Consider the following 633-nt stretch of genomic DNA (forward strand, 5'->3'; position numbering starts at 1 on the left):
GGAGCGTTCAGCAATAAGCACACTTGTGCTTAAGAATTAGCGTCATCGTGCTCAGTATATTGCGGAACAGTGCTCAGGAATTGGCGTAGGAATCACCAGCTGGACATGCGCGCATGCGAGGCTCGCCGCCTTGCGCTTTTCGGAGGCAGCGGCCGTTCTCGTGCGGCTTCTCTTGCCGTGGGGCTTCCCGTGCTACAACCCAAGTTTTGCAGATAAAAGAGACTTTTTATCCCATGTGACCTGGGCAAACAGCCTCTCTTCTCATGACGTTTTCTGTAGTGGAACAGCCTAGCTTCTCGGTTTTTTCACAACCGACATCACCTTGCTCATCTGCGATTTGGTCATGACCTGACGGGACAGGTCAATTCCAACGACGTCGCAGAGCGCGTCGGTGAGGTCGGTGCGGTAGTCGAAGTGGTAGACGTTTGTGTCGAGGCGATGTCCCGTCATGCTGGAAAGAGCGTCGGCGACAGCTTGCGCCGAGGGGCGCGAGCCTGTTGCGCGCTCCATATCGGCCTGCATGAGTCGCATGATCGTGAGCGCCACATAGCAGACGAGAAAATGGGCGCGTATGTGCGGTCCCGTCCATACGTACACCGGACGCGCCTCCATCGTGGACTTGAGCACGCGGAA

At 56.6% G+C, this 633-nt stretch carries 1 pseudogene; it reads right to left on the reverse strand.

The window, feature by feature from the left end:
- Positions 1-288: 288 nt before the first annotated feature.
- A pseudogene (locus G7Y49_RS12005) lies at positions 289-633 on the reverse strand (hypothetical protein); the annotation flags it as partial.

This window comes from Adlercreutzia sp. ZJ242 (assembly GCF_011038995.1).
Lineage (GTDB): Bacteria > Actinomycetota > Coriobacteriia > Coriobacteriales > Eggerthellaceae > CAAEEV01.